This window comes from Comamonas sp. Tr-654 (assembly GCF_011752915.1).
GTDB lineage: Bacteria > Pseudomonadota > Gammaproteobacteria > Burkholderiales > Burkholderiaceae_C > Comamonas.
On sequence record NZ_VWWQ01000001.1, the window covers coordinates 984,781 to 1,008,254 of the forward strand.

At 63.5% G+C, this 23,474-nt stretch carries 22 protein-coding genes and 1 riboswitch; of the genes, 15 read left to right on the forward strand and 7 right to left on the reverse strand.

Annotation, left to right across the window (positions count from 1 at the left end; translation table 11 throughout):
• Window positions 1-454: 454 nt before the first annotated feature.
• On the reverse strand, window positions 455-2,098 hold the full coding sequence (locus tag F3J24_RS04465) for a 3-(methylthio)propionyl-CoA ligase (protein WP_167003050.1): 1,644 nt from the start codon (window positions 2,096-2,098) through the stop codon (window positions 455-457).
• Window positions 2,099-2,302: 204 nt separating this feature from the next.
• Here F3J24_RS04465 and F3J24_RS04470 point away from each other — a divergent pair, with 204 nt between their 5' ends.
• The 5 genes from F3J24_RS04470 (at window position 2,303) to F3J24_RS04490 (ending at window position 6,174) form a co-directional block, all read left to right on the forward strand.
• Window positions 2,303-3,832 (forward strand): protein adenylyltransferase SelO, encoded by a 1,530-nt coding sequence (locus F3J24_RS04470; RefSeq protein ID WP_167003051.1) that lies wholly within the window; start codon window positions 2,303-2,305, stop codon window positions 3,830-3,832.
• Window positions 3,829-4,245 carry a peptide-methionine (R)-S-oxide reductase MsrB gene (gene msrB, locus F3J24_RS04475; protein WP_043005228.1) on the forward strand — a complete coding sequence of 139 codons (417 nt, stop codon included), beginning with the start codon at window positions 3,829-3,831 and terminating at the stop codon, window positions 4,243-4,245. The genes F3J24_RS04470 and msrB overlap by 4 nt, the downstream gene beginning before the upstream one ends.
• Before the next feature lie 217 nt (window positions 4,246-4,462).
• On the forward strand, window positions 4,463-5,032 hold the full coding sequence (locus tag F3J24_RS04480; protein WP_167003053.1) for a septation protein A: 570 nt from the start codon (window positions 4,463-4,465) through the stop codon (window positions 5,030-5,032).
• Window positions 5,029-5,295: a BolA family transcriptional regulator gene (locus tag F3J24_RS04485; RefSeq protein ID WP_167003055.1), complete on the forward strand. Its 267-nt coding sequence runs from the start codon at window positions 5,029-5,031 to the stop codon at window positions 5,293-5,295. Before F3J24_RS04480 ends, F3J24_RS04485 begins: the two co-directional genes overlap by 4 nt.
• Window positions 5,296-5,382: 87 nt before the next feature.
• Window positions 5,383-6,174: a peptidylprolyl isomerase gene (locus tag F3J24_RS04490; protein ID WP_003053722.1), complete on the forward strand. Its 792-nt coding sequence runs from the start codon at window positions 5,383-5,385 to the stop codon at window positions 6,172-6,174.
• A 75-nt stretch (window positions 6,175-6,249) separates the two neighbouring features.
• On the opposite strand, the gene F3J24_RS04495 is transcribed toward F3J24_RS04490, so the two are convergent.
• From F3J24_RS04495 to F3J24_RS04505, 3 genes are read right to left on the reverse strand one after another with little or no spacing between them, the layout of a single operon-like run.
• Window positions 6,250-7,095 (reverse strand): hypothetical protein, encoded by an 846-nt coding sequence (locus tag F3J24_RS04495; protein WP_167003057.1) that lies wholly within the window; start codon window positions 7,093-7,095, stop codon window positions 6,250-6,252.
• Window positions 7,092-7,679 (reverse strand): RNA polymerase sigma factor, encoded by a 588-nt coding sequence (locus tag F3J24_RS04500; RefSeq protein WP_167003058.1) that lies wholly within the window; start codon window positions 7,677-7,679, stop codon window positions 7,092-7,094. The genes F3J24_RS04495 and F3J24_RS04500 overlap by 4 nt, the downstream gene beginning before the upstream one ends.
• A gap of 39 nt (window positions 7,680-7,718) precedes the next feature.
• Window positions 7,719-8,615 (reverse strand): hypothetical protein, encoded by an 897-nt coding sequence (locus F3J24_RS04505; protein ID WP_167003060.1) that lies wholly within the window; start codon window positions 8,613-8,615, stop codon window positions 7,719-7,721.
• A gap of 414 nt (window positions 8,616-9,029) precedes the next feature.
• Here F3J24_RS04505 and F3J24_RS04510 point away from each other — a divergent pair, with 414 nt between their 5' ends.
• Window positions 9,030-10,322 carry a cytosine permease gene (locus F3J24_RS04510; protein ID WP_167003063.1) on the forward strand — a complete coding sequence of 431 codons (1,293 nt, stop codon included), beginning with the start codon at window positions 9,030-9,032 and terminating at the stop codon, window positions 10,320-10,322.
• A gap of 74 nt (window positions 10,323-10,396) precedes the next feature.
• Here the strand turns inward: F3J24_RS04510 and F3J24_RS04515 are convergent, their stop codons facing one another.
• The gene (locus tag F3J24_RS04515; RefSeq protein WP_167003065.1) at window positions 10,397-11,164 is read right to left on the reverse strand and encodes an ankyrin repeat domain-containing protein; all 768 of its coding nucleotides are present in this window, start codon (window positions 11,162-11,164) and stop codon (window positions 10,397-10,399) included.
• A 124-nt stretch (window positions 11,165-11,288) separates the two neighbouring features.
• On the opposite strand from F3J24_RS04515, the gene F3J24_RS04520 reads away from it, so the two are divergent.
• Window positions 11,289-11,762: an SH3 domain-containing protein gene (locus tag F3J24_RS04520; protein ID WP_167003067.1), complete on the forward strand. Its 474-nt coding sequence runs from the start codon at window positions 11,289-11,291 to the stop codon at window positions 11,760-11,762.
• 67 nt (window positions 11,763-11,829) lie between these two features.
• On the opposite strand, the gene thiD is transcribed toward F3J24_RS04520, so the two are convergent.
• Complete coding sequence (gene thiD, locus F3J24_RS04525; RefSeq protein WP_167003069.1) at window positions 11,830-12,702, reverse strand: bifunctional hydroxymethylpyrimidine kinase/phosphomethylpyrimidine kinase; 873 nt, start codon at window positions 12,700-12,702, stop codon at window positions 11,830-11,832.
• Between the two features lie 65 nt (window positions 12,703-12,767).
• Window positions 12,768-12,929, forward strand: a riboswitch (TPP riboswitch).
• A gap of 63 nt (window positions 12,930-12,992) precedes the next feature.
• Between thiD and F3J24_RS04530 the strand changes: the two genes are divergently transcribed.
• The 7 genes from F3J24_RS04530 (at window position 12,993) to F3J24_RS04560 (ending at window position 20,021) form a co-directional block, all read left to right on the forward strand.
• The gene (locus F3J24_RS04530) at window positions 12,993-14,087 is read left to right on the forward strand and encodes an FAD-dependent oxidoreductase (RefSeq protein ID WP_167003071.1); all 1,095 of its coding nucleotides are present in this window, start codon (window positions 12,993-12,995) and stop codon (window positions 14,085-14,087) included.
• A gap of 106 nt (window positions 14,088-14,193) precedes the next feature.
• Complete coding sequence (gene thiS / locus F3J24_RS04535) at window positions 14,194-14,391, forward strand: sulfur carrier protein ThiS (RefSeq protein WP_167003073.1); 198 nt, start codon at window positions 14,194-14,196, stop codon at window positions 14,389-14,391.
• A gap of 135 nt (window positions 14,392-14,526) precedes the next feature.
• Window positions 14,527-15,330: a thiazole synthase gene (locus tag F3J24_RS04540; protein WP_053281721.1), complete on the forward strand. Its 804-nt coding sequence runs from the start codon at window positions 14,527-14,529 to the stop codon at window positions 15,328-15,330.
• A gap of 10 nt (window positions 15,331-15,340) precedes the next feature.
• A complete protein-coding gene (locus F3J24_RS04545; RefSeq protein ID WP_167003075.1) occupies window positions 15,341-16,282 on the forward strand; it encodes a thiamine phosphate synthase in 942 nt (313 codons plus the stop codon).
• Window positions 16,283-16,620: 338 nt separating this feature from the next.
• A complete protein-coding gene (locus tag F3J24_RS04550) occupies window positions 16,621-17,340 on the forward strand; it encodes a Crp/Fnr family transcriptional regulator (RefSeq protein WP_029158393.1) in 720 nt (239 codons plus the stop codon).
• A 269-nt stretch (window positions 17,341-17,609) separates the two neighbouring features.
• Window positions 17,610-18,695 (forward strand): phosphotransferase, encoded by a 1,086-nt coding sequence (locus tag F3J24_RS04555; RefSeq protein WP_167003077.1) that lies wholly within the window; start codon window positions 17,610-17,612, stop codon window positions 18,693-18,695.
• A gap of 51 nt (window positions 18,696-18,746) precedes the next feature.
• Window positions 18,747-20,021, forward strand: coding sequence for an acyl-CoA dehydrogenase family protein (locus tag F3J24_RS04560; RefSeq protein WP_034377687.1), 1,275 nt, complete (start codon window positions 18,747-18,749; stop codon window positions 20,019-20,021).
• A gap of 257 nt (window positions 20,022-20,278) precedes the next feature.
• Here F3J24_RS04560 and F3J24_RS04565 read toward each other — a convergent pair whose 3' ends face one another.
• Window positions 20,279-22,057, reverse strand: a complete 1,779-nt coding sequence (locus F3J24_RS04565) for a methyl-accepting chemotaxis protein (protein ID WP_167003079.1) — start codon at window positions 22,055-22,057, stop codon at window positions 20,279-20,281.
• Window positions 22,058-22,352: 295 nt separating this feature from the next.
• On the opposite strand from F3J24_RS04565, the gene prfB reads away from it, so the two are divergent.
• Window positions 22,353-23,457, forward strand: a protein-coding gene (gene prfB / locus F3J24_RS04570) for a peptide chain release factor 2 (protein WP_155293381.1) whose coding sequence is annotated in 2 segments (ribosomal slippage) — window positions 22,353-22,433 and window positions 22,435-23,457 — 1,104 coding nt in all. Because the reading frame shifts where the segments join, the coding sequence is not laid out codon by codon here.
• Window positions 23,458-23,474 lie beyond the last annotated feature (17 nt).

The following is a 23,474-nucleotide window of genomic DNA, read 5'->3' on the forward strand; positions in this document are numbered from 1 at the left end:
ACCATAGCTAGCATCCATCACCCATAAAGGGCCAGAGACAGTTTTTATTTCAAAAGCCTGAAGCGACAACTGGCTTCCGTCAGCCGCTGGCCGCCCAAGCTGCTCAACACCTGGGCTTGGGCAATCTCCTCTCCTCCAGATGCGGTCGCATCTGCAGCGTCAACGGGTCGAAGCTCAAGCTGTCGGCCTTGCCCCTGGCCTGCTGCTCCACACCACAGGGCAGCTTTTCAAAGCGTGCTTCCTCCATCGGCGCCAAAGCAGATAGTGGAACAGGCCACGCGCTCCCTCAAGCCCATGGGGACGAGCAAACACCGGTTGCTGACGCACCCACCAGTGCATGGCCAACGGCGGCAATTTGTCGCCCAGATCGATCCAAATGGCCCAGCCGCCCAGACAAAAAAGCCATCATCTCGCGATGATGGCTTTGCTCGGGCCGCGTCAGGCCTAAGGTGGTTCAGGCTGCCGTGGGCAGCTTGTAGTCCTTGAGCTCCTCACGCAAACGGGTCTTGAGCATCTTGCCCGTGGCGCCAATCGGAATCGCTTCCACAAACACCACATCATCGGGAATCTGCCACTTGGCCGTCTTGCCCTCGTAGAACTTCAGCAGCTCCTCGCGCGTGATTTCCGCGCCGGGCTTCTTGACCACGGCCACGATGGGGCGCTCGTCCCACTTGGGATGCGGCATGCCTATGCAGGCTGCCATGGCCACGGCCGGGTTGGCCATGGCGATGTTCTCTATATCGATGGAGCTGATCCACTCGCCGCCGGACTTGATCACGTCCTTGCTGCGGTCGGTGATCTGCATATAGCCATCGGGGTCAATCGTCGCCACATCCCCCGTCGGAAACCAGCCATAGCCGTCAGCACCGCGCACCAGGGGGTTGCCACTGCCTTTGTAGTAGCTGTCGATGATCCAGGGGCCGCGCACCAGCAGGTCGCCATAGCTCTTGCCATCCCAGGGCTGCTCGTCGCCGGCGTCGTTGACGATCTTCATCTCCACACCATAGATCGCGCGCCCCTGCTTCTGCCGGATCTTCATCTGCTCGTCCTTGGGCAGGTCCAGATGCTTGTTCTTGAGCGTGCACAGCGTGCCCAGGGGACTCATCTCCGTCATGCCCCAGGCGTGCAAAACCTCCACGCCGTAGTCATCCTGGAAGGCCGAGATCATGGCTGGCGGGCAGGCGGAGCCGCCGATCACCGTGCGATTGAGCTTGGAAAAGCGCAGGCCGCCCGGCTTCATGTAGCCAAGCAGCATCTGCCAGACGGTGGGCACGCCGGCAGCAAAGGTCACGCCTTCAGACTCGATGAGTTCGTAGACCGACTTGCCATCAAGCGCGGGGCCCGGGAAGACCATCTTGCAGCCCGTGAGCGCCGCCGAATAGGGCAGGCCCCAGGCATTGACGTGAAACATGGGAACCACGGGCAGCACCGAATCACGGGCCGACAGGCACATCACGTCCGGCAGCGCGGCAGCATAGGCGTGCAAGGTGCTGGAGCGGTGGCTGTAGAGCACGGCCTTGGGATTGCCCGTGGTGCCGCTGGTGTAGCACATGCTGGATGCGGTGTTTTCGTCGAACTGCGGCCAGCGGTATTGATCGGACTGGCCCGCAATCCAGCTCTCGTAGCTGATGAGGCCGGGAATGCCGCTGTCTGCCGGCAGGCGGGCCGCATCGCAGAGCACCACCCATTGCCGCACCTCTGGGCATTTGGCATGCACCGCCTGGATGATGGGCAAAAAGGTCAGGTCAAAGCACAGCACCTTGTCTTCGGCGTGGTTGACGATCCAGGCAATCTGCTCGGGATGCAGGCGCGGGTTGACGGTGTGCAGCACCCGACCCGAGCCGCTGACGCCGAAATACATCTCCATGTGCCGATAGCCATTCCAGGCCAGGCTGGCCACCCTGTCGCCATGGGCCAGGCCCATGGCATCGAGCTTGTTGGCCAGCTGACGCGAGCGGGCCGCCAGTTCCTTGTAGGTATAGCGGTGGATATCGCCCTCCACGCGGCGGGAGACGATCTCCCCGTCAGCATGGTTGCGCGCGGCAAACTCGATCAGGGAAGAAATCAACAGCGGCTGGCTTTGCATCAGACCCAACATTGGCAGTCTCCTGGATAGCGTTGTGATGATCGGCAAGCATCCTATCTCGGGCTTCCCTGCCGTCATCCGAGGACTGTCACCAATGCGTAACCGTGGCGACGTTTGTCTGCATCCTCCCTCTGAACGACAAACAAGCACCCAGGGAAAAACCTAGGACGATCTCCAGCGTCAACCGGCTCAACAACCCTGCAAGCCCTGTCCTTGATGCCGCTCAAGCACAATGCCTGCATGAGCGAATCCCCTGCCCCGCAATGGCGCAAGCCCGGCCGCTTCGAAGCCCTGGGCCCGGCTTTTTTCACCTATCTGCAACCCACGCCCGTACCTGAGCCGCACTGGATTGCCACCAGCGCCAGCACGGCCCGCTGGATGGATCTGAACCCCGAATGGCTGCACAGCGCCGAAGCGCTGCAAGTCCTCAGCGGCAATGCCGTCTCCGACCAAGGCAGCAGCAAGCCGCTGGCCACGGTCTATAGCGGTCATCAGTTCGGCGTCTGGGCCGGCCAGCTCGGCGACGGCCGCGCCATCCTGCTGGGCGAAACCGAGCAGGGCTTTGAAATCCAGCTCAAGGGAGCAGGCCGCACGCCCTATTCGCGCATGGGCGACGGCCGGGCCGTGCTGCGCTCATCGATTCGCGAGTTTCTCTGCAGCGAAGCCATGGCGGCCCTGGGCATTCCCACCACGCGTGCGCTGGCGCTGACGGGCTCGCCCCTGCCCGTGGCGCGCGAGACCATGGAGACCGCCGCCGTCGTGACGCGTGTGGCCGAGAGCTTTATCCGCTTCGGCCATTTCGAGCATTTCGCCGCACGTGATATGCAGGCAGAGCTGCGTGCCGTGGCCGATCTGGTCATAGACCAGCACTACCACGAGTGCCGCACGGCAGCTGCGCTCAACGGCAACCCCTACGCCAATTTGCTGCAGGCCGTGAGCGAGCGCACGGCCCGATTGCTGGCCCAGTGGCAGGGCGTGGGCTTCTGTCATGGCGTGATGAATACCGACAATATGAGCATTCTGGGCCTGACCATCGATTACGGCCCCTTCCAGTTTCTCGACGCCTTCGACCCCGGCCATATCTGCAACCACAGCGACAGCCAGGGCCGCTATGCCTTCAACCGCCAGCCCCAGGTGGCCTACTGGAATCTGTATTGCCTGGGTCAGGCCCTGCTGCCGCTGATCGGCGACGAAGAGCTGACGATTGCGGCGCTGGAGTCGTACAAGACCGTCTTTCCCGCCGCCTATGCGCGCCAGATGCTGGCCAAGCTGGGCCTGCCCGAGAACGAGGCCGGCACACCAGCCACCGAGGGCCGCTTTGCACTGCTGATCAACCCGCTGCTGCAGATCCTGGCCGACAACAAGGTGGACTACACCATCTTCTTCAGCCGCCTGACCGATGCCGTGACACAGGGCGAGAGCGGAGCGATCGACTTTGAGCCGCTGCGCGACATCATTCTGGACCGGGCCAGCTTCGACGCCTGGTCGCTCACTTATTCAGAGCAGCTGGCGCAAGCGGACAAAGCACAGACCGTCGATTTGATGCAAAAATCCAATCCGCGCTTCGTGCTGCGCAACCATCTGGGCGAGACGGTGATTCGCGCCGCCCGGGACGGTGACTTCGCGCCGGTGCGGCAGATGCTGGCCGTGTTGCAGGCGCCTTATGACTCGCATCCGGACCACGCTGACTGGGCCGGTTTCCCGCCCGACTGGGCTTCCTCGATTGAAATCAGCTGTTCATCATGAGCTTTCCCATCCAGAAATCCGACCAAGAATGGCAAGCCCTGCTGCAGGACAAGGGGGCTGAAGCCGCGGCCTTCCAGGTCACGCGCCATGCTGCCACCGAGCGCCCCTTCACCGGCAAATACGAGCAGTTCTGGGCCGACGGCAGCTACCACTGCGTCTGCTGCGGCAACAAGCTGTTCGACTCGCATACCAAGTTCGATGCGGGCTGCGGCTGGCCCAGCTTTGACCAGGCCGTACCCGGCGCCATCACTAATATCGTGGATCGCAGCCACGGCATGGTGCGCACCGAGACGGTGTGCAGCAACTGCGGCGCTCATCTGGGCCATGTCTTTCCCGACGGTCCCACCGACACAGGGCTGCGCTACTGCATGAATTCAGCCTCGCTGGATTTCCAGGACGAGCCCCAAAAATAAGAGCTGACAAGGCTTGAGCAGCAAGGGCCACGCGGCTTCGGACCGAGCCCGCTGCGCTGGCCTTCCACATCAGCTTTGATAGCTGAATCCGTCCGACTCACAAGGCTTTGCTGACGGAACGACCCTGGCTTTGGTGCATGATGCGGCTTTGCTCGCTGCGCCGGGAACCTTGCCGGTGCTGCTCAGTCTGAATTTCAGAACGACTACCATTTCGCGCATGAAGCTGCTGATTGATTTCTTCCCCATCATCCTGTTTTTCGTGGCCTTCAAGGTCTGGGGCATCTACACCGCCACGGCTGTGGCCATAGTCGCCACCGTGGCGCAGATCGCCTATCTGCGCTTGAAGACCGGCAAGATCGAACCCATGCAATGGATGAGCCTCGGTGTCATCGTGCTGTTCGGCGGCGCCACTTTGCTGGCCCATGACGACAACTTCATCAAATGGAAGCCCACGGTGCTGTACTGGCTCATGGGCGGCGCGCTGCTGATCGGCCAGCTGGTGTTCAGGAAGAACCTGCTGCGCTCCGTCATGGGTGCCCAGCTGCAGCTGCCCGATGCCATCTGGCTCAAGCTCAACTGGGCCTGGACCGCGTTCTTCGCGGCCATGGGTGCGCTCAACATCTGGGTGGCCTACAACTTCGACACCGACACCTGGGTCAATTTCAAGCTGTTTGGCGGCATGGGTCTGATGGTGGTGTTCGTGATTGCGCAAGCCATCTACATGAGCCGCTACCTGCCCCAGGACGGTGCGCCCAGCACCGCCGAAGCCAAGGACAAGCAGCCATGAGCGTGATCCTCAGCGCCCAGGCCATGGAAGCCGCCCTGCGCGAGCGTTTGGCCCCGACCCGGCTCGAAGTCATCGACGAGAGCTACCAGCATGCGGGCCATGTCGGTGCCAATGACAGCGGCGTGGGCACGCATTTTCGCGTGCGCATCGCCTGCCCCGCCTTTGATGGCAAAAGCCGCGTGGCACGCCATCGCCTTGTGTATGATGCACTGCAAGACTTCATTGACCAGGGTGCTCATGCCATCGCCATTGAAGTACTTTGAGAACCCACGGTTCTGACCACAGGCTCCTTGACGGGAGCCTGTTGTGTATGGACTGAACTTCATTCACTTTTCTCGATCTCAACTCGAATGAGCATGAAACAAAAGCAACTGGCCCGCATCGTGGGCGCCACAGTTCTGGGCTTTGCCGCCCTGTCCGCCTCGGCCCAGAATGTGGCCATCGTCAATGGCAAGGCCGTACCCATGGCCCGCGTCAACGCCCTGAAGGCCCAGATCGAAGCCAGCGGCCAGCCCGTGGCTCCCGAGATGGACAAGATGATCAAGGACGAGGTCATCGCCCGTGAAGTCTTCATGCAGGAAGCCAACCGCCGCGGTCTGGCCGCCTCCGAGGCCTACAAGCAGCAGATGGACATGGCCCGCCAGACCGTGCTGATCCGTGCGCTGTTCGAGGACTTCCAGAAGAAGAACCCCGTGACCGATGCCGAAGCCAAGGCCGAATACGACAAGTTCGTCGAAGCCAATGGCGGCAAGGAATACAAGGCCAGCCACATCCTGGTGGAATCCGAAGACCGCGCCAAGGCCATCATCGCCGAAGTGAAGGCCGGCAAGAAGTTCGAAGACATCGCCAAGAAGGAATCCAAGGACCCCGGATCGGGTGCCCGCGGCGGCGATCTGGACTGGGCCAACCCCAACAACTACGTGCCCGAGTTCACCGAGGCACTGATCAAGCTCAAGAAGGGCGAGATGACCGACGCGCCCGTCAAGAGCCAGTTTGGCTGGCACATCATCCGCATGGATGACGAGCGCCAGGCCGAAATGCCCAAGTTCGAGGATGTCAAGCCCCAGATCACCCAGCAGCTGCAACAGCAAAAGCTGCAGCAATTCCAGGATCAGCTGCGCAAAAGCGCAAAAATCCAGTAACATGCTCTTACGCCAGACCTGAAAAGGACTGGCCAGACCATCACCCAAGCCCGCGTCAAGCGGGCTTTTTTTGTCTCAACGCTGCGGTTTTGCTACATCTTCCGCAGCACCCTGACCAGACTCAGCATTGGCTGGCGGCAATTGCTCGGGCTTTCGCGGACGGCAATGCAAAGGGTTTGCCGGCGCCCCGGAGGCTATACCCTCGGCCTCTTTGGCAGCTTGTTCAAGAGATTCTTTCTCGGTCTGCAAGGGACAAAGCGGCAATGGCACGCCGGTTATCGAGCTTTGCGCCGCCACGGCATCACGCTGCGGCGCAGAAGCCCGGGGAGCCGGTCTGGCGGAGCGCGCCATGTCTTTACCGGTGCTTGCGCCGGAAGCCTGCGCAGCCTCGGACTGCGGTGCGGGGGCCGACGCCTGCCCATCCAGACTAGGCGATGCCTGCTGTGCCTTGGCTGGAGCCCGGCTCTGCCTGGATTTCTCAGCCCGCGAAGCCGACCCGGCTGCGCTGGCATCTGCTGCCGCCCCAGCAGAAGCGATTGCAGGCGCCGGCGCAGACGCCTGTGCAGCCGGGTCTATATCCGCAGGTTGGGCAGGCTCAGCCGCGACTTCGGAGCTGGAACCGGGTCCGGCGTCCGGCCCGCCCCGCCAGGCCGCATGCTGCAACATCAGCCAGCCCACCAGTCCGACGGCCGCCAGTCCGCCCAGCGCATGCCGCAGCCAGAATCGGTCGTTGGCCGCAGTTTTGTCCGCCAGTTCCGGGGGCTGCTGCCCCACACCTGCCGCACGCTGGCGTGCGCGCTCGAGAATGGCGGCGCTGCTTTGCGCACTGGGGCCACGGTCTTCTGCCACGGCCTCGTGGTAGAGCTCGCGCAGCGCATCGGGCTTGTCGTCGCCGGGCGGGGTTTCGGGGTGCATATTCATGCCAGTTCCTCCAGCGCGGCGCGCAGTTTGGCACGTGCATAGCGCAGGCGGCTTTTGGCTGTCTCCTCGGCAACACCGGTGGCCTGGGCAATTTCGGCCAGCGTCAGATCAGCCTCGACCTGCAGCAAAAAGCACTCGCGTTGCTCGGCCGGGAGCCGCGCCAGCGCAGCCAGAATGGCCTGGGCCATGAGTTGGCGATCGAGTTGCTGCTCGGGCTCGAAGCCCGATGCCGCAAACAGGCTCTCCGCCAGCCGTAGGGACTCTTGCGTGTCTGCTGACAGGCTGATGCCCGGCCTTTGCCTACGCCAGTGATCGACCAGGCGGTTGTGTGCCATGGTGAACAGCCAGGTCGTGAACTTGCTGCGCACCTCATAGCGGGAGGCACCGTCCACCACGGCAAACCAGAGGTCCTGCGCCAGATCATCGGCCAGCGCCGCATCGCCCGTGTTGCGATAGAAATAGCGCCACATGCGCAGGCTATGCCGGGCATAAAGCGTCTCGAAAGCCATGGCCTGCCCTGTGGCATAGCGGCGCATCAGGGCCTCATCGGCGGGTTGGGCTTGAGCAAGCGGCGGTGCAAGCATGCCCGCGATTATGCAAACTCCGGCAGCAGCGCACTCCGTTCAGTTACGGGGCGGGTCCGGGACAAAGCCATTGTCCCCGGGGAAAGGATTGGGCACGCGCGGCTGCGATGGCCGTGGACGGGGCTCGCGGATCACGCCTCTGGCGACCAGATTGGCATAGCTGTCGTAGCGGATACGCACCATCTGCCGGGGCTGGTCAGTGTCGGCCTCGAACTCCACCTGGGTGACTTGCGAGCGCTCAACCGCGCCATGGCCCGTGCCCAGCGAGGGGGCCGGCGAGGCCTGTGGTGCACGGCGCTCGGCGCTGCGGCTCTTGCTGGTGGCCTGCGGTATGGCACTATCGGCTGCGGCAGACTCCGCAGCCGATGCAGCGCTCGCGGCGTCCGACTCGTAGACTGGCCCTTGGTATCTGGCCGGCTCGGGCAGCTTTTCACGGTACAGCGCCACGCCAATCACCCCGACATCCTGCGGCCTGCCGGTTCTGGCGGCATAGGACATATCGCTTTGCGAGAAATAGAACGCAGCCACGTTGTCATTACTCTTGCGCCAGCCCCTCACGTCATAGCTGTCGCCCGCATCCAGCACATAGCCGCCTTCGGCGCGGGAGCTCGCCGTGCTGCCGTTGATGGCATTGACCCCGTCGACGCTGATAACGCCCATGATGCGGCGGCTCTCGAGGTTGCGGATGCGCACCGCGTAGTTGGCACCGGGGCGGCCCACTACCCACAGCTCCCCCTCGTGGCTGTACTGGGGCAGTACCCGACCCGTGGCGCGTTCGACGATGCTGATCTGGGCCAGCTTTGGGTTGCCGCGCGTCCAGGCCGAAGCCGGCGCGGCGGCCACCATCACAGCAGCGCAGAGCAGCGAAGCGCGCAGCAGATAGCCGCGCGACAGCAAGAAACCAGGAACCGGGGGTTCGATACGGACAGACAACATGGACAAGGCCTCCTCAAGATACAGCCACGGCGGCTGAAACCAACTTGTCGGAGGCTGAAACGCAGCAGCAGAGCCAACGGGGTCAATACCGGCCCTCCGATTTGCAAGCATTTGCAACACCGTTGGCAACACCGCTTGGCGCCGCAGTCCTGCTACAGCCCGGCATGTCTGGCACAATCGCGCTCGCTGCAGTCCAAGGCAGGCAGCAATGCTGGGGGTGTCCTGACCATGACCGGTCAGGGCTGAGAGAGTCCCTTTGAACCTGATTGCGCAAGCGGTTCTTGATGACCGCTTGCCCGAGATCATCCTCGCGCAGGGAAGCTGTCCAAGGTGTCAGACCGCGACTCGCCATGTCTTTGATGGCTTGCTGCGCAAACCATGCGGCCCCTGCTTCGTTTTTCTGGCGGAGCATTCATGAATTCATCTTCTTCCACATCGGCCAATCGGGCCCTGGCCCCGGTGACGGCGCAGGAGCGCGTCTTTGCCTGGCGCGACCATGCCTCGCTGTGGTTCAGTCTGGGCGTGGGCTTGCTGGTCATGCAGATGGGAGCCTATCTGCTGCCCGCGCTCAGCCCGCTGCATGCGCTGATCGCGATAGTCATCGGCTCCCTGATCGGCGCCGGCCTGCTGGGCTGGGTGGGCAAGCTAGGCTGCGACAGCGGCCTGTCCAGCGCCGGGCTGATGCACAGCGTCTACGGCCGCCGCTTCGCACGACTGCCTATCGTGCTCAACATCGTCCAGCTGCTGGGTTGGGGCAGTTTCGAGCTGGTGGTGATGCGTGACGCCACCGTGGCGCTGGGCAAGCAAAGCGGCATCATGGGCGCGGCCTACTGGCCCTGGCTGGCCACGTTGCTCTGGGGCAGCGTGATCTTGCTGCTGATGAGCGGCTCCATGACCACCCTGGTGCGCCGCATCATCTCGCGCGTTGCCTTGCCGCTGGTGATTGCCTCGCTGCTGTGGCTGAGCTGGCAATTCCTGAAAATGGCAAGCGTCACCGGCCTCGAAACCTTGCTGGCCCGCGAAGATGCCGGTGGCATGAGCATGCTTGGCGCCGTCGATCTGGTGATCGCCATGCCCATCAGCTGGCTGCCGCTGGTCGCCGACTATGCGCGCCACGGCAAAAGCGGCAAATCCGCGCTGACGGGCGCCTGGACCGGCTTTGCCCTGGCCAATATCTGGTGCTACTCCCTGGGCGTGCTGGTGGCCCTGACCCTGCCCAGCGAAGACTTGGTAACGGCCTTGCTGCTGGCCCAGGGCGGGCTGGTTGCCCTGTCGCTGATTCTGATCGACGAGGTGGACAACGCCTACGGCGATGCCTACTCGGGCGCCATGTCGGCCCACAGCCTGCAACCGGGCTGGAGCATTCGCCGCTGGGGCCTGCTGATCGCATCCCTGTGCACAGCGCTGGCCATGGTGCTGCCCATGCACAGCCTGGAGCCGTTTCTGCTGTTGCTCAGCTCCTGCTTTGTGCCGCTGTTCGGCGTGATGCTGGGTCGCCTGGCCTTTGGTACCGATGCCGTGGAGCTGATGCAAAAAGCGCCCGCCGTGCGCTGGGATGCCGTGGCCATCTGGGTGCTGGGCATTGCCTTCTATCACCTGCTGCCCTATGTCAGCACGGCCCTGGGCTCGGCCCTGCCCACGCTGGCGCTGACCTTTGCGGTGGCAGTCGCCACACGCCAGCTGCAGCCGCGCTCCGTTGCCGCCTGAGCAAGACTCAAATTCAATAGCAACCAGCGCCCTGCGACAGCGCATTTCAGCCTTACTTCTTACTTTCCTATCTTCTATCGGGCGCCCGCTGCCTGCAGCAGTTGCACCACGGCCTGCTGCCCGCGCTGGCGTGCATGGGCCAGGGCCGTCACCCCATCCTTGTCGGGCAGGTTCAGATCGGCCTTGGCATCGATCAGGGCCTGGATGATGGCCTGATGACGCGGCCCGCCATCGCTGAGCACCACGGCCTCCATCAGACAGGTCCAGCCCAGCCGGTTGACATGGTTCACATCCACACCTGCCGTGATCAGCGCCTGGGCTGTTTCCAGATGACCGCGCTCGCAGGCCGGAATCAGGGCCGTGCCGCCATAGCGGTTGGTGCTCTTGAGATCGGCACCATAGGAAATCGTCATGCGCACAATCTCCAGCCTGCCCTGCGCGCCGGCCAGCAGATAGGCGCTGTCCTGCATCTGGTTCCGGATATTGGGGCTGGCACCATGCATCAGCAGCGAACGTGCGACCTCGATATGGTTGGCCGCCGTGGCCAGCAGCAAAGGCGTATTGCCGCGGGCGTCCTGCACGTCGACGGGCACGTTGCCGGCCAGCAGATTGCGCACCGCCACGGCATCGCCCTGCGCGGCAGCAGCCAGCAATTGCTGGCCCGGCATCTGCAGGTCCCCGGCTTTTGCCGCCGCAGCGGCGGCAGGTGTTGCAGCTGGAGCATTCGCCGACGCCCTACTCTGGCAGGCCGTGAGCAGCGTTGCTGCGGCCAGAGCCGTCATCGCAAGCATCAATCGGGTGGTCAACGAGGCGCTCCCATGGGGGCGGACTGGCTGGTTCATGGCATTCCTTGATGGCTGGCTGGGTGTTCAGCCCCTGTCAGCTTTCTACAGGAACTATAGCTAGACACGCAAGTCCGATGGGGGTTACAGCATGTTTTCAATCGATAAAAGGAGAATCTGCCCCGTGTCTTGCAACCGCTGGATCCGCACCGCCGCCACTTCAAGCCTGATCGCGCTGGGTGCGCTTACCGCCGGCCTGCTGCCGGCCCTCGCACAAGCCCAGGAATTCGTCAGCATCAAGGGCAAGACCGTGAATGTGCGCGAGCAGCCCAACACCCGCTCCGCGACCCTCTGGGAACTGAGCAAGGGCTACCCGCTGCAAGTCACCCAGCGCAAGGGCCAGTGGCTACGCGTGAAGGACTATGAGTCCACGCTGGGATGGGTCCACGCCCCGCTGACCAGCAAGAGCCCGCATATGGTCGTGACTGCACGCACGGCCAATCTGCGCTCCGGCCCCGGCCAGAAGCACAGCCGGGTAGGCAAGCTGGAACAAAATGAAGTGTTGCAGACGCTGAAAAAGCAAGGCAGCTGGGCCCAGGTCCAGCGCAGCAACGGCCAGAGCGGCTGGGTGGCCAAGAATCTGGTCTGGGGCTGGTAAGCCCGGCAACAGGCGCCCCAAAAGGTAAAGGCCTGCAGTTGCAGGCCTTTTTTGCGAGTGCCGGCAATCAGCCTTCGACGATCAGCTGCGCGCGCGGCGCATAGCCGTGGTTGAGGGGGCCTTGGCCCTGGCCGGTGTAGACCTCGGCCCCCGCCTCGATGGCGCCCAGGATATAGCGCCGCGCCTCGGTCACCGCGGCCTCCAGCACCAGCCCCTGGGCCAGGAAGGAGGCAATCGCCGACGAAAGCGTGCAGCCCGTGCCATGGCCGTTATGGGTGACGATGCGCTGCGACTGCAGGCGCAGATAGTCGCTGGCCTGCTGACCTTGCCGGCCCAGCACATCCATGACAAGATTGCCGCTCAGATGCCCGCCCTTGAGCAGCACCGCAGGCGCTCCGATGGCCAGCAGATCGGCCACGGCCGCATCCAGCGCTGCAATGCCGTCGATGCTGCGACCCAGCAGCAAAGCTGCTTCATCCAGATTGGGGGTAATCACCGTCGCCAGCGGGAACAGCTCTCGCACCAGCGCCTGGGCCGTCTCGGGAACGATCAGGCGGTCGCCACTGGTGGCCACCATCACGGGGTCCAGCACCACGTTCCTGATCTGGTGGCGACGGATCGCATCCGCCACCACGCTCACCACATCGGGGGTGGCCAGCATGCCGATCTTGACGGCATCGACGCCTATGTCTTGCACAACGGCATCGATCTGGCCGCGCACGGTATCGAGCGGAATGCCGTGAATGCCCGTCACGCCCAGCGTGTTCTGCACGGTGATGGCCGTGATCGCCGTCATGCCGTAGCAGCCCAGTGCCGCACAGGTCTTGAGGTCGGCCTGGATGCCGGCGCCACCGCCGCTGTCCGAGCCGGCGATGGAGAGCACGCGTGCATAGCGCTTTTTTGCGGCGCCGGAGATAGAGGAAGAAGCAATCACTGTCATGGCAAAAATTATCGCCCATGCGCATGGTCAATGCGTGCTGTTTGCGGTTGTGCTGTAATGTCCAACGGACGAAACAGGGGTGTCCCGCAGGCAATCAGCCTGTGCGGACTGAGAAACACCCTGGGGCTGCGCCAGCCACCGGCTGCGCACCAGAGCACCATCCGTGCCCTGTGCCCCCTGCACCCGATCCAGGTCATGCTGGCGTGGGGAGTTTCACAAGCCGCAAGGCATGCCGCGTTTTGTCCTGCACATGGCCCTGTTCCTGTGTCCGGATGGAAAACGATTTGCACATGTCATTGCTACAAGCTTCTTCAAAGATCGCAATTCTCGGCGGCGGCCTCATGGGCCGTCTGCTGTCGCTGGCCCTGGCTCAGCGCGGTCATGCCATCGACCTCTATGACGCCCATGGCCCGCAAGGCGATGGTGCTGCGGCGCGCGTGGCGGCTGCCATGCTGGCGCCGCTGGCCGAGTCGGCCATTACCGAGCCCGGCGTGGTGCGCATGGGCCAGCATGGGCTCAAGCGCTGGCCCGAGCTGATAGCTCAGCTCGAGCAGCATGTGTTCCTGCAGCAAAACGGCACGCTGATTCTCTGGCACCGCCAGGATCAGGGCGACGCGGCGCGCTTTTTCGGCCTGCTGGAGAAAAACCGGCGCATCAACCCCAGCCTGCCGGCCATGCAGGAGAAGACCGGCGCGGCGCTGCAGGACTGCGAGCCCGCGCTGCAGGGGCGCTTCAACCAGGCCGTCTATCTGCCCGGCGAAGGCCAGCTGGACAACCGCCAGCTGCTGACGGCGCTGGTCGACAAGCTCAGCGCACTGGGCGTGCAGTTGCACTGGGAGAGCCCGCGCGAGGTTGGCGACTTCCGCCCCGGCGAGGCCGGTCAGCCCGACTTCGTGTTCGACTGCCGGGGCCTGGGTGCCCGCACCCAATGGAAGCAGCTGCGCGGCATTCGCGGCGAAGTGGTGCGCATCCATGCCCCCGAAGTCACGCTGCAGCGCCCCACACGCCTGATCCATCCACGCTACCCCATCTATATCGCGCCCAAGGAAGACCATCTGTTCGTGATTGGCGCGACCGAGATCGAGTCCGACGATATGTCGCCGGCCAGCGTGCGCTCCACGCTGGAGCTGCTGAGCGCGGCCTATACCGTGCACTCCGGCTTTGCCGAAGGCCGGATTGTGGAGATCGCCACCCAGTGCCGCCCCACCCTGCCCGATAATCTGCCCGCCGTGCGTCTGCTGACTCCGCGCGTCATGGAAGTCAACGGCCTCTACCGTCACGGCTTCATGATCTCGCCCGCCATGCTGGACGTGGTGCTGGAGCTGCTGGACCACAGCGACTCGCCGCTGGCGCGCGAGTTCGATGTCGCCGTGCATCGTGGCTGAACTGCGAGCCCGAACTTTGGCGCACAGCACTTGCACCCCTGGCGCACGCAAGCGCCGCCGTGCAGAGGTTTAACTTAGCACCCGCTTTATTTTCCGTTTCCATGCCATGAAGATCACTCTCAACCAGCAAGCCACCGAGCTGCCAGCCCATGCCACCGTGGCCGATGCGCTGGCGCAGATGCAGGCCAAACCCCCGTTTGCCGTGGCGGTCAACACGGTGTTCGTGCCCAAGACGCAATACGCCGGTCACGCGCTCGATGAGGGCGACAGGATGGAAGTCATCTCTCCCGTCACCGGCGGGTGAGATGAATCCCCCTGAGTCGCAACGCGCCTTCCCCCAAGGGGGACGACACCTGCGCTGCGAAGCGGCTCTTGCTGGGTGTCTCTCACTCGGGTCGTGCCTGTGCAATGGCTTGCTGATCAAAGATAAAGACCAATCATGAATACAAAAACTACCGACGACGCCCTGGTTCTCTACGGCCAGCGTTTTGAAAGCCGCTTGCTGCTGGGAACCTCGCGCTACCCCTCGCCGGCGATTCTCGAAGCGGCCGTGGAGCGCTCCAGGCCCGCCATGGTCACGGCCTCGCTGCGCCGCCAGGGCAGCAATGCCGCCGAGACCGGTGCCAGCTTCTGGGAGCTGCTGCGCAAGCTCAACGTGCCCGTGCTGCCCAACACGGCAGGCTGCATGACCATCCAGGAGGCCGTGACCACAGCCCAGATGGCACGCGAAGTCTTCGACACGCCCTGGATCAAGCTGGAGCTGATCGGTGACGACTACACGCTGCAGCCCGACACGCTCAATCTGGTGGAAGCGGCCTCCATCCTCATCAAGGACGGCTTCCAGGTCCTGCCCTACACCACCTACGACCTTGTGCTGTGCCAAAAGCTTGTCGACGTGGGCTGCCAGGCGGTCATGCCCTGGGCTGCGCCCATCGGCACCGGCCGTGGCCCCGTCAATCCCTATGCCATGCAGATGCTGCGCGAGCGCCTGAAAGTGCCGCTCATCGTCGATGCCGGCCTGGGCCGCCCCTCACATGCCTGCACCGTGATGGAATGGGGCTATGACGCCGTGCTGCTGAACACCGCCGTGGCCCTGTCCGAAGACCCCGTCGCCATGGCCGGCGCATTCTCCGATGCCGTCAATGCCGGTCACGCCGCCTGGCGCGCAGGCGCCATGGCAGAGCAAAATGCCGCCCAGCCCAGCACTCCCGTGCTGGGCACCCCTTTCTGGCATCAGGAATAAAGGCCGGCCCATGGACTCCGCAGAAATCAAGGCTCTGGCGCAAGCCATCATCCACCAGCACAGTGCCAACTTTGGCGCCCAGCTGCACCACGATGCCAACTCGGTCGAGCTGACGCCACAGCCAGTGCCGCCCGCACTGCGCCAGGAGCCCGCCTATCTGGCCGCGCTTGAGGCCTGCAGCCAACTGGGTTTTATCGCCGTGGATGCGCAGACTCTGGCCCAGGCCTGGCAGTGCCAGAGCGAGCGCAACAATCGTTTCGATGCCACCCACTGGCCCGACGACCCGCGCGACTTCGGTCTCGGCAAGGTCGACCCGGCCCAGGCCTTTGCCCATTGCCCGCGCGAGCTGGGCCTGTATGGCGTGCTGCCCACGGCCGAATGGGTGGGCCGCATGGCCCGCGCGGGTGTGCCCACGGTGCAGCTGCGCTTCAAATCCGGCGACCAGGCCGCCGTGGCCCGTGAAGTCAAGGCGGCTGTTGAAGCCGTCAAGGGCACACCTGCACATCTGTTCATCAACGACCACTGGCAGGCCGCGCTGGACGCAGGCGCCTACGGCATCCATGTGGGTCAGGAAGATCTGGACGTGATCGGCCAGCGTGATCTGGAGACCATCCGCACCTCGGGCACACGCCTGGGCGTCTCCACCCATGGCTACGCCGAAATGGTGCGTGCCCATGCCGTCCAGCCCAGCTATATCGCCCTGGGAGCGGTGTTCCCGACCACGCTCAAGAAGATGGCGACGGCCCCGCAAGGCCTGGCTCGTCTGGCAGCCTATGTGCGTCTGATGCAGCAGTACCCGCTGGTGGCGATTGGCGGTATTTCCGAAGACCTGTTCCCTGCCGTACGCGCCACGGGCGTGGGCTCGGTGGCCGTGGTACGCGCCCTGGTCAACGCCCCCGATCCAGAGGCAGCAGCCCGGCATCTGCTGCAGCGCATGCAGGCTGCTGCCTGAGCGCATCGAAGCGCATCGACTTCCCACTCAATAGCCGCCGGCGCGTTACACAGGCCCCGGCGGCTATTCTCATTGAGCGACTCAAAACTCCCGCCACGCTGGGCCTGACTGGCACAGAAAGCACCGGAAATGACCAGAAAAAATGCCCGCAGCCAGCGGGCTTTTTTTTCTGGAGCGCCGCTGCGCAGGCCGCATGGCTGCTGGGTTTTCTTGATTGGCGCAAGCCCTCTTCGCCGTAAAAGCGGACACACAGGTGACAACCCTGAGTCCATCAGCTTCGGCATGGCCGGTCCCACACGCGACAATGGTGCGGTTACCAGTCACGCATAAGACAGAACATGGACGAGCCAATTCTTAGTATGGAAGAACGTGAGGCGATCAACTCTGGTCGCTGGTTTTCATCCCTTTCGCCCTCTTTGCGGCACGACATTCTTCGATGCGCTTACGTCAAACGATACAAAGATGGCATGCTCATCTGCGCTCGCGGCGAACCGCCCGAGGAGTGGATTGCCTGTGCGCGTGGCGCGGTGCGGGTCAGCTCCACCTCCATTACGGGCAAGCAGATCACGCTGACCTATGTGGAGCCGGGCATCTGGTTCGGGGATGTGGCGATTCTGGATGGCGACAAGCGCACGCACGACGCCTATGCACATGGAGAGACCACGCTGCTCTGCCTGACCAAGGCGGACTTCAGGCGCATTCTGGCCGAGCATGTGGAGTTTTCCGAGGCCATCCTGCGCCTCAATGCACGCCGTGTGCGCCAGCTCTACGGTTTGGTGGAAGATCTCAATACCTTGCCGCTGCGCGCACGCCTGGCCAAGCAATTGCTGCACCTGACTCGCAGCTATGGCGTGATGAGCCTGTCGGACAGCAACGAGATCCGCATCGGCCTGCATCTGGCGCAGGAAGAGCTGGCACAGTTGCTGGGCGCCTCGCGTCAGCGCGTCAACCAGGAGCTCAAGTCCATGGAGCGCGAGGAAGTCATTCGCATCGAGCCGGGTGGCCTCATCGTGCGCGACCGGGTGACGCTGCTGCGTATTGCAGACACCGACCACTGATTCACCCCCTGAGCGGCTTTGCCGGGGGCGGCCCCGCCGCTTCCCCCTCTCTCGCTTCGCTGCGCTTGCGGGAGGGGGACGATGCCATCGCCGCGAGGCGGCTCTTGCTCGGCATCTCTGGCGGGGATCACGCCAGTTTTCACCTTCGTTTCTCTCTTGCCGCGTTCTGCGGCAACTCTCCCCTTTTCACGCATTCGCTCGCTGCACTTTTGTGCGGCGTGGCGGGCTGCGCCTTGCGCATCACAAATCGAACACAGGACTGAGACAGCATGAGCACATATGACCATTTCGTCGGCACCCGCGCGGTTTCCGATCAGCATGCTTTTGACACCGATGCCATGGGTGCCTGGATGAGCCAGCATGTTCAGGGCTTTGAAGGTCCGCTGCAGGTGGAGATGTTCAAGGGCGGCCAGTCCAACCCCACCTACAAGCTGATCACGCCCGGCAAAAGCTATGTGATGCGCGCCAAGCCCGGGCCCGTGGCCAAGCTGCTGCCTTCGGCCCATGCGATCGAGCGCGAGTACCGCGTGATGAAAGGCCTGGCCGGCACCGATGTGCCCGTGCCGCATATGTATGCGCTGTGCGAAGACGAATCCGTCATCGGCCGCGCCTTCTACATCATGGAATTCATGGAAGGCCGCGTGCTCTGGGACCAGTCCCTGCCCGGCATGACGCCCGCCGAACGCGCCGAAATCTACGATGAGATGAACCGCGTGATCGCAGCCTTGCACAGCGTGAAGTTTGCCGAGCGCGGTCTAGCCGACTACGGCAAGAGCGGCAATTACTTCGAGCGCCAGATCGGTCGCTGGAGCAAGCAGTATGTGGCCTCCGTGACCCAGCCCATCCCCGAGATGGACAAGCTGATGGAATGGCTGCCCGCCCATATGCCGGCCAGCGCGCGCGACGAGGGCCGCGTCTCCATCGTGCATGGCGACTACCGCCTGGACAACCTGATGTTCCACCCGACCGAGCCGCGCGTGATCGCCGTGCTGGACTGGGAGCTGTCCACGCTGGGCCACCCGCTGGCCGATTTCAGCTACCACTGCATGAGCTGGCATATCCCTGCCGAGCTGGGCCGCGGCATTGCGGGCCTGGATATCGCGGGCCTGGGCATTCCCGCCGAGCACGATTACATGCAGCGCTACTGCCTGCGCACCGGCATTGCCGATGTGGCGACACTGCAGCGCGACTGGAACTTCTACCTGGCCTACAACATGTTCCGCATCGCGGCCATCCTGCAAGGCATTGCCAAACGTGTCGAGGCCGGCACGGCCTCCAGCGCCCAGGCCAAGGCCTCGGGCGACACCGCCCGCCCCATGGCCGAGCTGGCCTGGTCCTTCGCTCAGCGCGCCTGACTTTCATCCACCACCACGCAATCAGACCGTCCCACAACAAAAGGAGCACTCATGGACTTCGACTACTCGCCCAAAACCAAGGACCTGCAGCAGCGCCTGCTCAAGTTCATGGACGAACACATCTACCCGGCAGAAAAGGAATATGCCCAGGAGATGCAGGCCAACACGGCCGCCGGCAAACGCTGGACGCCGCTGCAAACCATTGAAAAGCTCAAGCCCAAGGCCCAGGCCGCGGGCCTGTGGAATCTGTTCCTGCCCGTGGACAGCGCCGAAGCCTCAGGCTACCACGGCGCGGGCCTGACCAACCAGGAATACGCACCGCTGGCCGAAATCATGGGCCGCGTGCCATGGGCTTCCGAAGTCTTCAACTGCTCCGCGCCGGACACCGGCAATATGGAGACCATTGCCCGCTATGGCAGTGCCGAGCTCAAGGAGCGCTGGCTCAAGCCCTTGCTGGAAGGCAAGATCCGCTCGGCCTTCGCCATGACCGAGCCCGAAGTCGCCTCCTCCGACGCCACCAATATCTGCACACGCATCGAGCGCCAGGGCGACGAATACGTGATCAACGGCCACAAGTGGTGGATCTCGGGTGCCGGCGATCCTCGCTGCCAGGTCTTCATCACCATGGGCAAGACCGACCCCGAAGCGGCCAAGCATTCGCAGCAGAGCATGATCATCATCCCGGCCGATGCCAAGGGCATCCGCATCGAGCGTCCGCTGAACGTGATGGGCTATGACGATGCGCCCCACGGCCACATGGAGATGTATTTCGAGAACGTGCGCGTTCCCGTCGGCAATATTCTGCTGGGCGAAGGGCGCGGCTTCGAGATCGCCCAGGGCCGCCTGGGCCCGGGCCGCATTCACCACTGCATGCGACTGATCGGCCTGGCCGAGCGTGCGCTGGAGCTGATGTGCAAGCGCGCCAGCAGCCGCGTGGCCTTCGGCAAGAGCGTGGCCCAGCAGACCGTGACGCAGGAGCGCATTGCCGAAGCACGCTGCAAGATCGACATGGCGCGCCTGCTCACGCTCAAGGCAGCCTGGCTGATGGACGTGGCCGGCAACAAGGTGGCCAGGACCGAGATCGCCATGATCAAGGTCGTCGCCCCCAGCATGGCCTGCCAGGTCATCGACTGGGCCATGCAGGTCCATGGCGGCGGCGGCATGTGCGACGACTTCCCGCTGGCCTATGCCTATGCCGCAGCACGCACGCTGCGCTTTGCCGACGGCCCCGACGAGGTGCACCGCAACGCGATCGCCAAGTGGGAGCTGGGCAAATACGGCAGCTACGGCAAGAACGCCGAAGTGCCCATCACGCGCGGCGGCTGATGCGAGGCGGCAGGAGCGGCTTGCGCAGCTCATGCTCTCTGGAACAAAAACACCCCGTCAGCCACGGCTGCGGGGTGTTTTTGTTTCCAAGGCAGATTTGTTATCCGCTATCAACAATGAAGCTTACACCGCCTTATATCAAACGATTTCAGATACAAAACATCTTGAAATTCAATGAATCCATATAGCACAAGCTTCTGAACCAATAGCATCCTAGCTAGCGGCACCGAGCCCGGCACCGCACGCCCGTACCGGGCTTAGAAGCTCTCCCACTCTCCATCGTCTGCCGTCGCGGCCTTTTGCGGCTGGGGCGCTGCTGCGCTTTTCGCGGGGCTCAGAACCGGCGGCTTGCTCGCCGCCGACATCACGGGGCGCTTGAGCGCAGCCGACGAGGCCTTGAGCGGGGCCGGAGCCTTGATCGCAGCCCTGGCAGGCGCGGGCTTGAACGTCGCTGGAGCCAGAGCCGGTGCGGCTTGCTGGCCGGACTGGGCGCCGAGCTTGAAGAAACTCACCGTATCCGCCAGCGCGGCGGCCTGACCACGCAGTGCGTCAGTCGCGGCCGCAGCCTCCTCCACCAGGGCGGCGTTCTGCTGGGTCATCTGATCCATCTGCGTCACGGCCTGGGTGACCTGCTCGATGCCCGAGGTCTGCTGATGGCTGGCCACCGAGATCTCGCCCATGATGTCGGTGACACGGCGCACACTCATCACGATCTCGTCCATGGTCCTGCCGGCCTCGTCGACCTGGGTGCTGCCTTCCTGCACCTTGCTCACCGAGTCGTCGATCAGCTGCTTGATCTGCTTGGCCGCCTCGGCCGAGCGCTGGGCCAGGGTACGCACTTCGGAGGCCACCACGGCAAAGCCGCGGCCCTGGTCGCCTGCACGGGCCGCTTCCACCGCTGCGTTCAGCGCCAGAATATTGGTCTGGAAGGCGATGGAGTCGATCACGCCGATGATGTCCACGATCTTGCGCGAGGACTCATTGATGGCCGACATGGTCTGCACGACCTGGGCCACCGTGGCACCGCCGCGCACGGCCACCTGCGATGCGGCAGAGGCCATCTGGTTGGCCTGCTGGGCATTGCCGGCATTTTGCTGCACGGTGGCGGTCAGCTCTTCCATCGAGGCCGCCGTCTGCTCCAGCGAGCTGGCCTGCTCTTCGGTGCGCGAGGACAGATCCTGGTTACCGCTGGCAATCTGGCTGCTGGCCGAGGCGATCGAGTCCGTGCCCTGGCGCACCTGGCCCACGATGCGCTGCAGACTGTTGTTCATGTCCTTGAGCGCCTGCAGCAGCTGGCCCACTTCATCGCGGCTTTGCACGGTGATGCTGGCGCTCAGATCGCCTGCGGCCACGGACTGCGCCAGTTGCACGGCCGACTGCAGCGGACGCGAGATGGAGCGCGCGATCAGCACCGCCAGCGCCACGCCGATGACGATGGAGCCCAGCAGCAGCGCCATCACCCACCAGCGGGCAGCGGCATACAGGTCGTCGCCGGCCTGGTTGGTTTCCTCGGTGGCCTGGTAGTTGATCTCGCTCAGCGCATCCAGACGGGTGTTGATGCCGCGGCTGATCTTGAGCGAATCACCGCGCAGAATCTCGCTGGCGTCATCGTTGAGCAGCTGGTGCGACAGATCCACCACCTTGGCCGTCTGCACGGCATAGGCCTTGAGATCCTCGCCGATTTCGGCCAGCAGTGCCCGCTCCTTGTCGGTCTTCACATACTTGGCATAGGACTGCTGGTTCTGGACCAGTTCGTCCCAGAGCTTGGGCATGCTCTTGTCATAGACCGCCATTTCCTCGGACGACTGCGCCATCACATGCTGCATGGTCTGCGAGCGATAGCGCTGCAGCTGATAGCGCATGTCCTGCAGATTGCGGGCCGCCGGCAGCCACTGGCGTGCCAGATCGGTGGCCGTGGCATTGACACGCTCCATCTGTACCAGGCCGTACAGACCCGATACCGCGCTGATCAGCAGGATCAGCACAAAAGACACCAGCAGCTTGTTGGCCAGCTTGAGGTTGCGAAAGAAGTTCATGGGGGATGGGGGGCCTGGGCGACCTGGAAGGTCTGGCACCTGCGAGATGGGAAATAGGAAGAACGGTCCGAAAAGCGCGTGCACACTGCGCGCGCCTGCGAATTCTATGCAGTATTTGTTACCTCGAGTAACGGCATCCATGAATAAAACCGATGGGGGTATCAGGGACATAGCTGGGATCAAAAAGACACCCCGATGACGCACGCAAAAGCCCTGTCAAAGGCCATTGCATCCCCACAGCCGTTTGGCATGAGAAAATCACTCGTTATTTATCAGCAAGAACAACGGATTCACCATGGAAGCAGAACGCGTCAACTCTATCGGCAACACCCTCCAAGATCTGTCCGAGCGCACGGCAGATCTCCGGAGGTATCTTTGACTACGATGCCAAGTACGAACGTCTGCGCACGGTAAACGCCTCGCTGGAAGACCCGGCCGTCTGGAACGACCCCAAGAAGGCGCAGGAGCTGGGCAAGGAAAAGAAGTCGCTCGACTCCGTCGTGCTGACGCTGCAGAAGCTCACCACCGAGCTGGCCGACAACGTCGAGCTGTTCGAGATGAGCAAGGAAGAAGGCGATGATGCCGGCCTCGAAACCATCGAAGCCGAAACCGCCAAGCTCAAGCCGCTGATCGAGGAGCTCGAGTTCCGCCGCATGTTCGGCGGCGAAGCCGACCCGCTCAACTGCTTCATCGACATCCAGGCCGGCGCTGGCGGCACCGAAGCCTGCGACTGGGCCAGCATGCTGCTGCGCCAGTACCTGAAGTACGCCGAACGCAAGGGCTTCAAGGCCACGGTCGAAGAAGAGACTCCGGGCGATGTGGCCGGCATCAAGAGCGCCACCATCAAGGTCGAAGGCGAGTATGCCTACGGCCTGCTGCGCACCGAAACCGGCGTGCACCGCCTGGTGCGCAAGTCGCCCTTCGACAGCTCGGGCGGCCGTCACACCAGCTTCTCCTCGCTGTTCGTCTATCCCGAGATTGATGACTCCATCGAGATCAACATCAATCCGTCGGATGTGCGCACCGACACCTACCGCGCCTCGGGCGCCGGCGGTCAGCACATCAACAAGACCGACTCGGCCGTGCGCCTGACCCACATTCCCACGGGCATCGTGGTGCAGTGCCAGGACGGCCGCTCACAGCACAGCAACCGTGACGTGGCATGGCAGCGCCTGCGCTCCAGGCTGTACGACTTCGAGATGCGCAAGCGCATGGAAGAGCAGCAAAAGCTCGAGGACACCAAGACCGATGTGGGCTGGGGTCACCAGATCCGCTCCTATGTGCTGGACAACAGCCGCATCAAGGACTTGCGCACCAACGTCGAAGTCTCGGCCACCCAGAAGGTGCTGGACGGCGATCTGGACGTGTTTATCGAAGCCTCGCTCAAGCAAGGCCTCTGATCCTAGAAAGGAATCGA

Bases quoted from the DNA above. Each gene is read 5' to 3' on its own strand.
- F3J24_RS04545 (WP_167003075.1), top strand. From the start codon at position 15,341: ATGGACTCCGCAGAAATCAAGGCTCTGGCGCAAGCCATCATCCACCAG.
- F3J24_RS04480 (WP_167003053.1), top strand. From the start codon at position 4,463: ATGAAGCTGCTGATTGATTTCTTCCCCATCATCCTGTTTTTCGTGGCC.
- F3J24_RS04500 (WP_167003058.1), bottom strand. From the start codon at position 7,679: ATGCTTGCACCGCCGCTTGCTCAAGCCCAACCCGCCGATGAGGCCCTG.
- F3J24_RS04550 (WP_029158393.1), top strand. From the start codon at position 16,621: ATGGACGAGCCAATTCTTAGTATGGAAGAACGTGAGGCGATCAACTCT.
- F3J24_RS04565 (WP_167003079.1), bottom strand. From the start codon at position 22,057: ATGAACTTCTTTCGCAACCTCAAGCTGGCCAACAAGCTGCTGGTGTCT.
- F3J24_RS04470 (WP_167003051.1), top strand. From the start codon at position 2,303: ATGCCGCTCAAGCACAATGCCTGCATGAGCGAATCCCCTGCCCCGCAA.
- msrB (WP_043005228.1), top strand. From the start codon at position 3,829: ATGAGCTTTCCCATCCAGAAATCCGACCAAGAATGGCAAGCCCTGCTG.
- F3J24_RS04510 (WP_167003063.1), top strand. From the start codon at position 9,030: ATGAATTCATCTTCTTCCACATCGGCCAATCGGGCCCTGGCCCCGGTG.
- F3J24_RS04485 (WP_167003055.1), top strand. From the start codon at position 5,029: ATGAGCGTGATCCTCAGCGCCCAGGCCATGGAAGCCGCCCTGCGCGAG.
- F3J24_RS04560 (WP_034377687.1), top strand. From the start codon at position 18,747: ATGGACTTCGACTACTCGCCCAAAACCAAGGACCTGCAGCAGCGCCTG.
- F3J24_RS04555 (WP_167003077.1), top strand. From the start codon at position 17,610: ATGAGCACATATGACCATTTCGTCGGCACCCGCGCGGTTTCCGATCAG.
- F3J24_RS04490 (WP_003053722.1), top strand. From the start codon at position 5,383: ATGAGCATGAAACAAAAGCAACTGGCCCGCATCGTGGGCGCCACAGTT.
- F3J24_RS04515 (WP_167003065.1), bottom strand. From the start codon at position 11,164: ATGAACCAGCCAGTCCGCCCCCATGGGAGCGCCTCGTTGACCACCCGA.
- thiS (WP_167003073.1), top strand. From the start codon at position 14,194: ATGAAGATCACTCTCAACCAGCAAGCCACCGAGCTGCCAGCCCATGCC.
- F3J24_RS04465 (WP_167003050.1), bottom strand. From the start codon at position 2,098: ATGTTGGGTCTGATGCAAAGCCAGCCGCTGTTGATTTCTTCCCTGATC.
- F3J24_RS04540 (WP_053281721.1), top strand. From the start codon at position 14,527: ATGAATACAAAAACTACCGACGACGCCCTGGTTCTCTACGGCCAGCGT.
- F3J24_RS04530 (WP_167003071.1), top strand. From the start codon at position 12,993: ATGTCATTGCTACAAGCTTCTTCAAAGATCGCAATTCTCGGCGGCGGC.
- F3J24_RS04495 (WP_167003057.1), bottom strand. From the start codon at position 7,095: ATGAATATGCACCCCGAAACCCCGCCCGGCGACGACAAGCCCGATGCG.
- thiD (WP_167003069.1), bottom strand. From the start codon at position 12,702: ATGACAGTGATTGCTTCTTCCTCTATCTCCGGCGCCGCAAAAAAGCGC.
- F3J24_RS04505 (WP_167003060.1), bottom strand. From the start codon at position 8,615: ATGTTGTCTGTCCGTATCGAACCCCCGGTTCCTGGTTTCTTGCTGTCG.